The sequence below is a fragment of the Pseudoalteromonas fenneropenaei genome (assembly GCF_042643375.1).
Classification (GTDB): domain Bacteria; phylum Pseudomonadota; class Gammaproteobacteria; order Enterobacterales; family Alteromonadaceae; genus Pseudoalteromonas; species Pseudoalteromonas fenneropenaei.
Genome location: NZ_JBHRSD010000021.1, coordinates 1 through 13880 on the forward strand (window position 1 = coordinate 1; position 13880 = coordinate 13880).

13 protein-coding genes and 1 tRNA gene are annotated in these 13880 nt (G+C 45.1%); 7 read left to right on the forward strand and 7 right to left on the reverse strand.

Annotated elements, in window-relative coordinates; translation table 11 throughout:
• Positions 1-381 precede the first annotated feature (381 nt).
• The 6 genes from ACFOEE_RS12385 (at position 382) to ACFOEE_RS12410 (ending at position 6277) form a co-directional block, all read left to right on the forward strand.
• Positions 382-1797, forward strand: coding sequence for an alanine/glycine:cation symporter family protein (locus tag ACFOEE_RS12385; RefSeq protein ID WP_377124689.1), 1416 nt, complete (start codon positions 382-384; stop codon positions 1795-1797).
• 114 nt (positions 1798-1911) lie between these two features.
• Positions 1912-1988: transfer RNA gene (locus ACFOEE_RS12390), tRNA-Pro, on the forward strand.
• 110 nt (positions 1989-2098) lie between these two features.
• On the forward strand, positions 2099-3661 hold the full coding sequence (locus tag ACFOEE_RS12395; RefSeq protein WP_377124691.1) for a tyrosine-type recombinase/integrase: 1563 nt from the start codon (positions 2099-2101) through the stop codon (positions 3659-3661).
• A gap of 213 nt (positions 3662-3874) precedes the next feature.
• On the forward strand, positions 3875-4483 hold the full coding sequence (locus ACFOEE_RS12400; protein WP_377124693.1) for a type VI secretion system-associated protein TagO: 609 nt from the start codon (positions 3875-3877) through the stop codon (positions 4481-4483).
• A gap of 41 nt (positions 4484-4524) precedes the next feature.
• Positions 4525-4842, forward strand: a complete 318-nt coding sequence (locus tag ACFOEE_RS12405) for a hypothetical protein (RefSeq protein WP_377124695.1) — start codon at positions 4525-4527, stop codon at positions 4840-4842.
• A 391-nt stretch (positions 4843-5233) separates the two neighbouring features.
• On the forward strand, positions 5234-6277 hold the full coding sequence (locus ACFOEE_RS12410) for a hypothetical protein (RefSeq protein ID WP_377124697.1): 1044 nt from the start codon (positions 5234-5236) through the stop codon (positions 6275-6277).
• A gap of 426 nt (positions 6278-6703) precedes the next feature.
• On the opposite strand, the gene ACFOEE_RS12415 is transcribed toward ACFOEE_RS12410, so the two are convergent.
• Together ACFOEE_RS12415 and ACFOEE_RS12420 are read right to left on the reverse strand one after the other, a co-directional pair.
• Positions 6704-6943: a hypothetical protein gene (locus tag ACFOEE_RS12415; protein WP_377124699.1), complete on the reverse strand. Its 240-nt coding sequence runs from the start codon at positions 6941-6943 to the stop codon at positions 6704-6706.
• Positions 6944-7454: 511 nt separating this feature from the next.
• The gene (locus ACFOEE_RS12420; protein WP_377124701.1) at positions 7455-7895 is read right to left on the reverse strand and encodes a tellurite resistance TerB family protein; all 441 of its coding nucleotides are present in this window, start codon (positions 7893-7895) and stop codon (positions 7455-7457) included.
• 76 nt (positions 7896-7971) lie between these two features.
• Between ACFOEE_RS12420 and ACFOEE_RS12425 the strand changes: the two genes are divergently transcribed.
• Complete coding sequence (locus ACFOEE_RS12425; RefSeq protein WP_377124703.1) at positions 7972-8412, forward strand: hypothetical protein; 441 nt, start codon at positions 7972-7974, stop codon at positions 8410-8412.
• Here ACFOEE_RS12425 and ACFOEE_RS12430 read toward each other — a convergent pair.
• The 5 genes from ACFOEE_RS12430 to leuA all read right to left on the reverse strand — a co-directional run bounded on the left by ACFOEE_RS12430 (position 8403) and on the right by leuA (position 13751).
• Entirely contained in the window at positions 8403-8993 is a 591-nt protein-coding gene (locus ACFOEE_RS12430) for a hypothetical protein (protein WP_377124705.1), read from the reverse strand. The genes ACFOEE_RS12425 and ACFOEE_RS12430 overlap by 10 nt on opposite strands.
• A 79-nt stretch (positions 8994-9072) precedes the next feature.
• Complete coding sequence (gene leuD / locus ACFOEE_RS12435; RefSeq protein WP_377124707.1) at positions 9073-9687, reverse strand: 3-isopropylmalate dehydratase small subunit; 615 nt, start codon at positions 9685-9687, stop codon at positions 9073-9075.
• Positions 9684-11087, reverse strand: a complete 1404-nt coding sequence (gene leuC, locus ACFOEE_RS12440; protein ID WP_377124709.1) for a 3-isopropylmalate dehydratase large subunit — start codon at positions 11085-11087, stop codon at positions 9684-9686. The genes leuD and leuC overlap by 4 nt, the downstream gene beginning before the upstream one ends.
• A gap of 40 nt (positions 11088-11127) precedes the next feature.
• The gene (gene leuB, locus ACFOEE_RS12445; protein WP_377124711.1) at positions 11128-12207 is read right to left on the reverse strand and encodes a 3-isopropylmalate dehydrogenase; all 1080 of its coding nucleotides are present in this window, start codon (positions 12205-12207) and stop codon (positions 11128-11130) included.
• The gene (leuA, locus tag ACFOEE_RS12450) at positions 12204-13751 is read right to left on the reverse strand and encodes a 2-isopropylmalate synthase (protein ID WP_377124713.1); all 1548 of its coding nucleotides are present in this window, start codon (positions 13749-13751) and stop codon (positions 12204-12206) included. Before leuA ends, leuB begins: the two co-directional genes overlap by 4 nt.
• Positions 13752-13880: the final 129 nt, after the last annotated feature.

Below are 13880 nucleotides of genomic sequence, written 5' to 3' on the forward strand. Positions count from 1 at the left end.
CGCCGCGATTCGTTTCGCGGTAGGGATGCGCATCTTACGTCATCCAGTTTTATTGTCAACACTTAGTTTTGATTTTCTTTCGAAGCTCGCTATCAAGTTTTACTCGACTCAACCTTCAACTTCCAACTTCTTACTTTGCTTTGCAGCGCCGTTGTTCGTCTCAGTGGGGTCGCATTATAGGGAGTAGAAAAAATTGCGCAAGCGCTTTTTTCATAAAAATCGCACCTTTTTTCAAATACATGGAATCACACAAGTTAACCTCAAGATACCCACATTTCACTGTGGATAACTCATTCTGTGATGCTCATAAACTCTACATCTGTGCATGCATGTGGTAGATTGTGCGACTTTGTTGTAACCCGTTCTATATAGGTATCGTTTATGAACGCCATCTTTGATCAGATCAGCGGCTTATTATGGGGCCATATCCTGATTTATCTGCTTATTGCCGCAGGTACGTACTTTACCATCCGTCTTGGCTTTATCCAGTTCCGCCAATTTCCTTATATGTGGAAGGTCATGCTCAACAGTCGTCAAGGTGCCGATGACGGAATTTCTTCCTTCCAAGCATTTTGTACTTCTTTAGCGGCACGTGTTGGCACCGGCAATATGGCGGGCGTTGCTGTTGCACTCTATCTTGGTGGTCCCGGCGCTATTTTCTGGATGTGGTTAATCGCTTTAATTGGCATGGCGACCAGTTTTGCCGAAAGTACCTTAGCGCAAGCATATAAGACCAAGGACGACGAAGGTAACTTCCGTGGTGGCCCTGCTTATTATATGGAGTTGGGTCTGGGTAAACGCTGGATGGGTGTGGCGTTTTCTTTATGCTTAATCTTGGCTTTCGGTTTGGTCTTTAATGCCGTACAGGCCAACAGTATTACCGCTGCATTTGAAGTGGCTTTTGACATTCCAAAACTCTATATGGGTATCGCCCTCGTCATTGGCTCCGCTTTTATTATCTTTGGTGGCCTTAAAACCATCGCTCGCTTTGCTGAATTAGTTGTACCTTTTATGGCGTTAGCTTACTTGGTCTTAGCTTTATATGTGTGTGCCTTACACGTTGAGCTGTTACCAAGCGTCTTTATGAAAATCATCAATAGTGCATTCGGAATCGAGCAAGCTGGTGCCGGAGCGATTGGGTATGCCGTCATGCAGGCGATGATCCAAGGGATTAAGCGCGGCTTATTCTCAAATGAGGCCGGTATGGGTAGCGCAGCTAACGCCGCAGCCACGGCAACACCAAACCCAAACCACCCTGCTTCGCAAGGTTATGTACAAATGCTAGGGGTGTTTATTGATACTATTGTAATTTGCTCGGCCACCGCGGCGATTATTCTGCTTTCAGATACCTTAGTACCAGGCTCTGAGCTGACGGGCATAGCCTTAACGCAAGCCGCATTGGTGAGCCACGTGGGCGAATGGGGTGCCACGTTTGTTGCCATCGCCATTTTGTTCTTCGCCTTTACTTCGATAGTGGCTAACTATTCATACGCCGAGACCAACTTGCTATTCCTCGAACACAACCACGAAAAAGGCATGCTGTTATTCCGTTTAACCGTATTAGCTATGGTGATGTGGGGTTCGTTAAGTGAGCTTGGTTTAGTGTGGACACTCGCCGATATTTCGATGGGCTTAATGGCTATCATTAACGTGGTCGCTTTATTTATGCTTTCTGGCGTAGTTATTTGGCTCACCAAAGATTATCAGCGCCAATTGAAAGCGGGTAAAACTCCAAGCTTTGACCCAAGCCAACACCCGCATTTACGCAAAACCTTACCAAAAGGTATTTGGCATTAATTTGCCCGCGCGGGTTACATCAACCAGCTCGCCTCAACAACCGCTTAATTAGTGTGCAATCAATACTTAAGCGGTTGCCTTTTAGAAAAATCTCCGTATAGTAATGCCCGATGTCGGCATATAGCGCAGCCTGGTAGCGCACTGTCATGGGGTGTCAGGGGTCGCAGGTTCAAATCCTGCTATGCCGACCAAATCCTTACCCTTTATAGCATAAGGCTTTTCGAGCCGATTATATTCTTTCTTCCTTAAACTACAGGTCCACAGACAGGTCCACATTTGGGCCCGCTTTTGAGGGTTTGAAATGGAGAGAAAATACTTAAAACGTTCACCTACAGGCGTGTGGCTTTTCAGACGCAGAGTTCCCGATATACTCAAAAAACACTGTAAAAAAGACTATTTTTGCGTCTCTTTGGAAACCAAAAGTATCACCCAAGCGCGGATTAAACGCGATGCCATAAGCGCCAATATAGATTTGAGTGTTGAAGAAGCGCGTTCCAGAAGACTAAGTAAAGAGCGCTTTCACACCATCTACCGAGAAATCCTAGGATTATACCTAGAAGAAGAAAGGGACCCTACTGGCCCTGATGGTACAAATACCCTTGACTACATCGACCCCGATGATTGGTCCCCAATTCCAAATGATGAGACTTATAAGAAAGCGTTTTACGCTGCGACCCTAAAGCGAGTACCTGAACAGTACCGCTATACGATAACAGAGCTAGCTGAAGCATGGGTAAAGCAGAATAAAGACAAGAAGCCTAAGAAGTACGTTGATTCCGTAACAAGCTATTCAAAGATATTTGTTCAGTACCTTAAACAGGATGATTTACCTGAAGCTATTACTACAGGCACAGCACAGCGCTTCTTAGACTACTTACTAGATACTGGCAGGTCCCCTTCTACCGTTACCCACTATAGAACGAAGCTTTCCGAAGTGTGGCGTTGGGGTATTAGCCGAGAAATATTTGAAGGGAATAACCCTTGGAAAAACACTAAGGTTGAGCCACCGCTAAAGCGTTCTGCCCCTGAACACTTTAGGTTGTTCTCGCCTGATGAAGTAAAAATACTCTTAGAGCAAACTTCTAAAGAACGCCAATGGGAATACGCTTTTGTAACCTACGCATTAGTGCGAGTGCTACCGTTTTTAGGCTGTCGATTAGCAGAATTTGCCAGAGCCCGACGAGATGCTGTAGTAACTATGGATAATCGCCTATTCCTTCAAGTAACTAATGGCAAGACTAAGAATGCACAACGTATAGTCCCTATCAACAGAGCTGTCCAACCAATAATTGAAGAAGCTTTAGAGCGCTCAAAAGGCCAAACCTACTTGTTTCCTGAGATTAAAACAGACCAACAGCTTAATTCCCTGTCCTCAAGGATCAGTAGGATAACGTCTGGCTTCGAAAAGATTGAAGGCTTTAAGGTCAGTATTCATAGCTTTAGAGCCCACTTTTCAACTGCATTAGAGGAAGTAGGCTGCCCTGAAGAATTAGCGGTTCAAGTAGCAGGCCACAAGCGCCTGTCGTTAACTTACGGCCTTTATAGCAAGTATCAAGGGACCGAAAAGATATGGCCTTATATTGATAAGCTCGACCAAGCAGAAGTATTAAAACCTTGGTTTCCAAATGCCGAACTGGAAAAGCTGAAAATTGATAAGGATCTATTGAACTACTTTGAGCAGTTTATAGCAAAACATTCCACCAGCCTTGAAAATGTATTTGAACAATATGGGCCAAATGGGATCTTATCAAACACCCTTGCACTAAAATCGTCTAAATTGCGACATAGAAAACTTAACGACAACAGCCAGTCTAATGTTAGGCTCAAATTACCTAGCATTGGGGATGACGCAGATCCTGAATGATGATTTCTATAGGTATGTTTTTGCAAACATCGAACTTTCTGCTTAAAAGTCTACAAAATAGACACAAAGTCAATATAAAACAACGCAGTAGAAAGTAATTCTGATAAATGGTAAAAGTATGCAATGTGTGAAAACGAGATAATTTAAGGTAGAGCAAATGCTTCATCGCTCGTTGATTAACGCTTGTTGAACATCAAAAGGAGAAATAAAAGTATGTTAAAAAGAATTATGCTAGCAGCAACAGTATTCAGTGTTTCTATGGGCTCTTATGCAGCAATAGATGATAAGGAGTATGCTAAATGCGCGGTAATTGAGGGTGACTTGTCACGTTTAGAGTGCTTCGATAACTTAGCTAAACATAAACGCCTAAACGGTCAACAATCTCAACCGACATCGATAGAAGGGAAAGGAAAATGGGATGTTTCTATAGATGTAAATCCGATTGATGACTCTAAAACTGTTAGCCTGATCTTACATGCAGACTCTGGGAAAAACAGATGGGGTAAGCCTGTTTATTTAGTTGCTCGTTGCAAAAGCAAAACAACTGATCTCTACATAGGCTGGAATAACTACCTTGGACGCGAATCTGATGTCCTTACTCGAGTTGGTGATAATAAGGCCGTTACGCAAAGATGGTCTATGTCTAGTGATAAAAAGGCAACTTTTCATAATGCCCCAATACCCTTTTTAAAAGAGATGCTAACCTCTTCTAAATTGGTGGCTCAAGTAACGCCTTATAATGAAAGCCCAGTAACAGCAATATTTGATACCTCTGGCTTGGAAAATGCCATCATCCCCCTACGAGAAACCTGTAACTGGTAACTTTTATCAAGTGGCGCTCTGAGCAAGAGTGAGAGGTAGTAATGGAAGAACATATAAAAACCTTAAAGAAATTAGCAGCTTTAAATGAGCCGATAAAAATCGACCAGACAACTGACTATAACTTTTCAGTTATAGAGGATCTTTTAAACCTACAATATATTGAATCCGTTGTTAGTAGACCTATAAGCACTCCGCCAACTTACTTCAATGTAAAAATCACCTTGCTTGGACGGACATGGTTATCTGATATTCAGTCTTCCGATTCATCTCTAGATATTGTTGAACTAAAGCCCAACATTATGGGCTTTGGTATAAATTTGAACGCGCTATATCGATGGCTAAAAAGGAAAAAAATATAACAATCACATTGCGGGTGGGCACAGAGGGTTTTCACCCTTCCTTACTCTATCAAATTAGGTCAAGCCCAATTTAGCTGCTCCTTATGGCTTCACTAACTTTCTAGGGTCAGTTGCACGCGTACATCAACGTATACCTTTGCGTCTACTGGACAAAAGCTTTAGAACCTATAGACAACAATATTGACATTAATTAAAACCACAACCGGAACGATGACACCTAAACCCTAACGTCCACTCAGAGATAAGGTAGCAATCATCAGCGTCTATTGTCGTAAATGAATCTCTAGGACCCCCTAAAGACAACAAAATCAACCTTAGAGCCTTGAAAAATAAGGATTAAACCCAAACAACCACCTTCAGGTTTATTTTTTTATTTACTGAAGGAGAAACCATGGGAAGAGCTCGCAAGGTCGCCCTAAAAGACCTGCTTTTGTTACCCGAGATTAATTCTAGGGACTTCACTGCAAGTCGCAGTATTGCCGAAAGGAGAGCATTGATTAACTTTAGGGAGGAGCGAATAGCTTCCCTAGTCACCAGTGCAAACAACAATATTAAAGACACATCCCAAGGAATAGCTCTTAGTTCGACTATCCCCCCTTTGGTTGTAGCTTCCCTGCCTAAAGATTTACCTAAAGGCTATGCTACGAAAATTAAAGACAAACAATATGTGCTGGTGGATGGATATATTCGCTATGACGCCCTTGGTTCCGCTTTTGGCCTTGACCTTAGAGTGCCCATAGAGATAGTTAATGCTTCATCTATGGCTGAACTAATGACCTTAAACTTAGATTTAAACGATAACCACCCGATTCCCTTAACGCTAACCCAAAAGCGAGCCCAAATATTCCGTATGATGCTACACGGCCACCTTTTTGATTTAAGCCTTTCACAATTAGAAACGAAATATGCAGGAACCTTAAGTAAATCGGCTTTTGGAAACTACCGCAGCTTAGCTACTTGGGTCCGCGAAACGTTAAACCTTGAGGGAGAACCTTATGAAAGCTATATGCCGAAGCTTGTAAAGTTTACCCATGAGATTCTTCAGGGCTTACTTGTGGCCCGCTTCGACGACAAAGGCTACCCCACCAAGCCAACATTAAGTGCCTGTCGGGATGCGTGCGAGAATGGCCTAGACAAACTCATAGAACAAAAAGAAGCCGCCCTAGAGAAAAGACTTACTGAGGCCAGTTTAGTCGCTAATGAAATCCGCAAAGACTTGAGCAGTATGGATAACACGATTAAAGCCCAAATGTTTTCACAGTTAGCCGCTGAAGCAAGGCAACATGCCCAACATCAACAAACAAACACTGAAACCCTAGAGACGACCGTTGAGCAGGCCACCATATTCGAATTAGACCCCTTAGAAATGACAGATGAGTTTATAACCGAACTACGGGGATTAGACTTCGACGATATGGAAGATATGGAATTCTGAGCTGCTTCAACTAACTCTCAAAGCCTAGAGGCCTCCTTGAAGGAGCCTTTAGGTACTTCCTAGAGGTTTCCCCTGTGGGTAATTCGAACCCCGAGGTTTCAAATCTGGGAGACGAGTTGAACGGGATTTATTTAAGCCGTTAAAATGACATATTTGCTAATTCTAAATGTCTGTCTCAAGCTCCGAAGTAGACGTTTCAGAGCTCTTATTTACACTAACTTTTTATTCCAATAATCCGTTAAATACTATCTACACTTTTTACACTGACTTTGGTTGGTTACGCCGCCACCAATTGTTCTATAACCAAAAATTTGATCAAGTTCACGTTCTGTATTCGCTTGAACTCCACATTTTGGACATGTATGTGGTAGTTTTATTTTGCCTGACATATTAATTTCCTCTATCTTCCATCACTTTAAATCTTAATTAAAGGTTCTTAATCTCTTCTGGTGAATACCCTCTAGACTTTAATTCCTGAAATGCTGCAGTAGCTCTAAGAGGGGTTCTAGTTCTTTCTCTTTCCATGATTCTTGCCAGTTCACTGTCTGATTTAGAGGGCATCTCAGCTCTATACTCTTTACATCTCTCATTAGCAGCCTTAGCTTCATCAACGATGGCCCCTCCAGCTTTAACTGCGAGTTCCCCTACCTTTTTCCAAAAACTCATAATAACTCCCTTACTAAGGATAAAGCGCTAACTCTGTAGTTCGAGCGTTTCTCAATCTACATGAGTAATATCCTGTCCACATTTAACAGTTTATTGAGCAAATTGCCATTACAGCTCATTACATCGGTTCGAAAAGAAAGTTATAGCAGAGCTAATCAGTTTGATTAAGCTGCTAGTTAGAATTTAGCAACAAACCTTTTATCGTAAGTAAGGTTTCTTTCCTTGACTGGCCTAGGCTACTTCTTCTATGGTTAAACCAACCACTAACTTACATTAACCAAGGGCACAAACAGGTCCACAAGTGGGTCCACGTAAAAACATTATGTTATTGTTTTTAAAAGGTTGATAGGAATATATAACGCACTGTCATGGGGTGTCAGGGGTCGCAGGTTCAAATCCTGCTATGCCGACCATTCAATTCTCATCCCTTTCAATAAGTTAAACCTTAGCCCTTATTTTTGTAGCTTAATATTACGAATAAAATCTCATTACTCTTGTCAAACTAAGCTCTTTAAGCCTTCTGCGCTCTTAATTTAGCGACAATAAAATCTTCATGGGTGACGTACAGAAGCCCTGCAATTCGGCGGATTAAATGTTCTTCATTACTATCAACATTGCCGTCTGCTAAGGCGATTTGCCACAGTAAAGTTAAAATCTCAATGCGCTCTTCGCTGCTGGTTTGCTGATTGATGGCTTTAGAAAAAGCATATAAATCAATGGCCGCATCGACTTTATGATTGGCATCGGCAAGCAGCGTTTGGGCTTCTTCGATACTGAGCGATAATCGATGGCGCAGTAATGATACCGCCATGGCTTTTTCGTCGTCATGCAAGTCGTTGTCGGCGCGCATGATTTCAACAATTAAAGCGCCAAGCGCGAGGTTAAAATCGTGTTTTGGGATACCTGATGAGGTAGGGTCGGCACAGAGCCAGTTTTTTATCTTCGCAAGCATTTCCACTCCAAGTCTAGTACCCTATGCTTAAGGAAACCCGTTATAACCATGCGGGTGATGAACTAAAAGGATAGCGATGTTGAAATTCCTTGTATATCCCGCCATTGCCTTAAGTGCTGCGTTACTGGTGGGTTGTCAGCAAACACCGGTGCCATTAGGCGCTGCTGAACGCCTCTATGATTTTGATCACCAAGTGCATTACAGCCAAACGCGCTATTCAGATAATAGTTTTCTATTAAGTATAGATAGCGACAGTTATGCGCATTTCCAACAGCAGAGTACTTTTTTGCTTAGACATGCGCAAACCTTATGTGGTTCCAAAAATCCGGTACTGACCATTCACACTGGCATTCAAGACTACGAACGGTTGGTATCAACAATCCGCCCGTATCAGCCGTCATTACTCGTATCTGTGCATTGTGAGGCGGTGAGTGATTATGCACCAAAACCGCAGCAGCCACAGCCAGCTAAAACGCCAACTGAAGCTCAAGCGGCAGGGCTAAAAACTCAGTCTTGATAACCCCAAGGTGCAGTAGGTGGCGTGACAGGCTGAGTTAAGTCAAAATCGACCCGAAACTCGCGACCTTCGCGAATTAAACGATAGCTAAAGGTTTTGTCGTATACGTACATTTGCCAAATATTGGTGATCGATTGCGCCATCCCCAAACGCGCGAACAGCTCTTTGGAGTATTGATCTGCAGGGAAAGATTGGACTTGATTGAACCCTGCATCTAGCGTGTGGCCACCATACATAGTGGAGACATCGTCGCTGCCGTCTTGATGACGGTGATCATGCTTTAAACTTAACCCACTACCTGTTTTGGTAATGATCCAAGTGCGAGAGGCATCATCACCAACATGAAATGGGATTTGCAGTTCACGCTCGTTACAACGGCGCACGTGCATCACTAATTTAGCTGAATCAAACTTGCTCGGGCCTTGGTTATCTACGACCACTGTACCTTGAAAGGCTTTACCACACAGAGCCGATAAACTTCCAAAGAAAGCATCGTGAGTTGGAATAGAAACCAGTGGCGCAGGGCGTGCTATGGCACTAGCACTAGCAAAGAGTACGCTTAGGGCGAAAATGGCTTTCATTGTTACGTTCCTAAAAAGCAAAAACCAAAGGGTAAAGCGCCTTTGGTTTTTTGGGTATTAGATTGCGATTAATGCGCAGCTAACTGCGCCAAGGCTCCTGCCAAGCACGCTCTGTAGCCAATTTGGCTTCATAAGCACTAATGGCATCATTCAGTTGCTCAGTTTCACCAATAAAATCTAAACCACTGAGTAATCTCGCTTTGATATCCGCTCGCACCTCAAAATGTAGCGTTGCAAATGCATTAGAGCTAATGGTTTGCTGCTCTAAATCAACCTGCACTTGTACTTGAGGTTCTGCTTCGCATGCCGCAAATAACGCATCTAACGTGGCGGCTGGCAGCGCCACACACAACATTTGGTTATTACCACAGTTATTAAAGAAGATATCAGCAAAGCTCTCTGCCAAGATAACCGTAAACCCATATTGCTTTAATGCCCATGGTGCGTGTTCGCGGGACGAGCCACAACCGAAATTGTCACGTGTCAGCAGCACAGATGCACCTTGATATTGCGGGTAATTGAGCACAAAACTGGGATCGGCTTCGCCATTGTCAAGATAACGCCAATCATAAAACAAGGCGGCGTCAAAACCATCGCGGCTCGTTGAGGTTAAAAACTGCTTCGGAATGATCTGATCGGTATCCACATTGTTTTTATCCAACGGGGCCATTAAGCCACTGTGGTAGATGCTCATACTGCTTCTCCTCGAATATCCGTAAAGTGACCTGCAATTGCGGCCGCCGCAGCCATAGCAGGACTGACTAAGTGGGTGCGGCCACCGCGCCCTTGACGACCTTCAAAGTTGCGGTTGGAGGTCGACGCACAGCGTTTGCCCGCCCCTAAACGGTCATCATTCATCGCTAAACACATCGAACAGCCCGGCTCGCGCCATTCAAACCCGGCCGCGATAAAGATAGCGGCGAGGCCTTCTTGCTCAGCTTGTTGTTTCACTAAGCCCGAACCTGGTACGACTAACGCTTCCACGCCTGGAGCTACTTGCTTACCTTTAACAATGTCAGCGGCCGCTCGTAAGTCTTCAATGCGGCTGTTGGTACAAGAGCCGATAAAGACGGTATCGACTTTGGCGTCACTGAGTTTTTGCCCCGCTTCCAAGCCCATATACTTAAGGGCATTGCGCATCGCATCCGCTTTGATTAAATCAGGTTCAAGATCTGGATTTGGGACTACCTCATCAATGCCAATCACTTGTTCTGGGCTGGTGCCCCAAGTCACTTGTGGTTGGATGGCATCAGCGTGTAATGTCACAACCTGATCAAACACTGCGTCATCATCGGAGCGCAGGGTACGCCAATAGCTCACGGCTTTGGCAAAGTCTTCACCTTTTGGTGCAAATGGACGACCTTCTAAGTAAGCAAAGGTGATGTCATCCGGCGCGATTAAACCCGCTTTGGCACCCATTTCAATGCTCATATTGCATAGCGTCATGCGCGCTTCCATCGATAGCGCTTCAATCGCGCTACCACAGAACTCCGCCACGTAACCCGTACCACCTGCAGTGCCTAGCTTGCCGATTACGGCTAAAATCAAATCTTTGGCGGTGACCGTCGCCCGCAATTTACCTTGTACTTCGATTTTTAAAGACTTGGCTTTTTTCTGTTGCAAGGTTTGGGTGGCGAGCACATGCTCCACTTCCGAGGTGCCAATACCATGCGCCAAAGCGCCAAACGCACCGTGCGTTGAAGTATGGCTATCACCACACACTATGGTGGTGCCTGGCAGCGTCACGCCTAACTCAGGGCCCATGACATGGACAATACCTTGATTAATAGAGTTTAAATCGTAAAGCTGAATGCCAAACTCGGCGCAGTTTTCTGCCAACGCCAATAATTGATTACGCGAAACCTCGCTGGCAGCATCCAACGAGCGACTTTTGGTCGAAACGTTATGATCCATGGTCGCGAAGGTTTTATCTGGGCAGCGTACCGTTCTGCCTTGCTCGCGTAAGCCAGCAAAGGCTTGTGGTGACGTGACCTCATGCACTAAATGTCGGTCGATATACAGTAAATCAGTCTGGGCATTGATAGTGGTGACCACATGCGCTTGCCAGATCTTGTCATATAAAGTTTGTGCCACTTGCTACATCCTTACAATACGGGGGTGACGTCACCCAAAATTAGGCAATACGCTGCACTATCGCGCGCGCAACATCCATCGTGGTATAACCACCTTGTGGGTAAATATCTGGTGTACCCACGCCAGCAGCGACCGCTTCCGCAACCGCCTTTTCAATACAACGCGCCGCCTCATCTTGACCCAAAGAATAACGTAACATCAGCGCTGCACTTAAAATTTGCGCAATCGGGTTTGCAATACCTTTGCCTGCGATATCCGGCGCTGAACCACCAGCGGGTTCATACAGACCAAAACCCGATTGATTGACACTGGCCGATGGCAACAAGCCCATGGAACCGGTGATCATGGCGCATTCGTCAGACAGAATGTCACCAAAAAGATTGTCACATAGCAATACATCAAACTGGCTTGGTTGCTTCACCAGCTGCATCGCCGCGTTATCAATATAAATATGCGACAAAGTAACATCGGGGTAATCTTTACTGACTTCCACTACCACTTCACGCCAAAGCACGCTGGACGCCAATACGTTAGCTTTATCAACTGACGTTACGCGGTTTGAGCGAAGTCTTGCTGCATCAAAGGCAAAGCGGGCGATCCGTTCAATTTCCGCGCGAGAATAACGCTGGGTATCAAACGCTGCTTCTTCAGCCCCTTGCCCTTCACGGCCTTTTTCACCAAAGTAAATCCCGCCCGTCAGCTCGCGCACACATAAAATATCAAAGCCTTTGGCGCTGATGTCAGCGCGTAATGGCGATGCGGCACTCAAGGCTGGTAATAATTGCGCAGGGCGCAGATTACAGAACAAGCCAAAGTGTTTGCGTAATGGCAACAAAGAAGCACGCTCAGGCTGCTGTTGTGGTGGCAAATGCTCCCACTTAGGGCCGCCGACTGAGCCAAACAAGATTGCATCTGCCGCTTCACAAGCTTGCAAGGTTTTCGCAGGCAACGCTTCGCCATGCGCATCAATGGCTGCGCCACCCACAAGCTGATGGTTTAAACTCAAACTAAAATTAAATTTTTCACTGACTGCAGCTAATACTTGCTCTGCAGCAGCCATCACTTCTGGGCCGATGCCATCGCCAGCGAGTACAGCGATTTGGTAACGTTGTTGGCTCATCCTGCTTTCCTTTGTTGTTTTAAGTCAGACACTTGTTGTGCCCGATAAATTAAGTTGTAGACGCGGATCAACGCCCGCACTGATGCTTCAACGATATCCGCCGCTAAGCCTGCGCCGTGATACTGTTTACCATCGTATTTGGCGATAATATCCACCTGCCCAAGTGAACTTGCCCCTTGGCCTGTAGCATCTAAGTTATATTCAATCACGTCCACCTGCATGCCAGTGACACGCTCAATGGCAAGGAAAGACGCCTCTACTGGACCATTACCAGTGGCAGCTTCTTGATAAGCCACACCACCTATCGTCATGCCTATGGTTGCACTGGCCACCGATTGCGAATTGGAGGTGGAATTAACAAACTGCAACTGATATTGCTCGTCGTTATCTTTGATTTGGTTAAAATAAATCATTGCTTCAAGGTCATAGTCGTAAACTGTGCCTTTTTGGTCGGCGAGGGTTAGGAAGCTTTCATACAAGCTGTCCATGTCGTAATCGCCCTTTTGATAACCCAATTCAGCAAGGCGATGCTCAATAACATGGCGACCCGAACGTGAGGTCATGTTCAATTGATTGCTTGGTACGCCAACGCTTTCTGGCGACATAATTTCGTAGGTGTTTTGCGCTTTCAACACGCCATCTTGGTGAATACCTGAGCTGTGTGCAAAGGCGTTTTCGCCCACTATGGCTTTGTTCGGTTGTACTGGCATATTGCAGATTTTCGATACCTGACGCGACGCGCGGTAGATCTCTTCACTGCGAATACCGGTATGTACTTTCAAATGGTCTTGGCGCATTTTGATGATCATCGCCACTTCTTCTAACGAACAGTTACCCGCCCGTTCACCAATACCGTTAATGGTACATTCGATTTGACGCGCGCCCGCTTGCACCGCCGCAATTGAGTTCGCCACCGCTAAGCCTAAGTCATTGTGACAATGCACACTCAACCGTGCTTTGTCGATATTTGGCACATTATTGCGCAAATGATAAATCATCGCGGCATATTCATCTGGCGTTACATAGCCGACCGTATCGGGTAAGTTGATGGTTGAAGCGCCAGCATTAATCGCCGCTTCAACAATGCGACACAAGTCATCATGAGGTGTACGACCAGCATCTTCGCACGAGAACTCAACATCATCGGTATATTGGCGCGCCAATTTAATCGACTTGATAGCCATTTCGGTGGCACTGTCTAAGCTCATGCGCAATTTATGCTGTAAATGTAATGGGCTGGTCGCGATAAAAGTATGGATACGGCGTTGCTCCGCGGTTTTTAACGCTTCACCACAGGCTTCAATGTCTTTTGCCACCGCACGTGCTAAGCCGCAGATAATCGGCCCTTTCACTTCTGTGGCAATACGCTGCACGGCGCGAAAATCAGCAGGGCTAGAAATTGGGAAGCCCACTTCCATCACATCCACATTTAAACGGCTGATGGCATGCGCGAGTTGCAGTTTGTCGGCTTCCGTTAAACTTGCTTTTAACGCTTGCTCACCATCGCGCAAAGTGGTGTCGAAAATCCATACTTTATCCTGCATACCCAATTCCTCAGCCTATAAAAACAAAAACCCCCGCGAAGTGCGGGGGTAAATTAAGTGATTACTCAATGTGCAACACTACGCCCCGCTTCTGCATTTAAGCAGAATCAGATTGAGCAGTAGTGACAG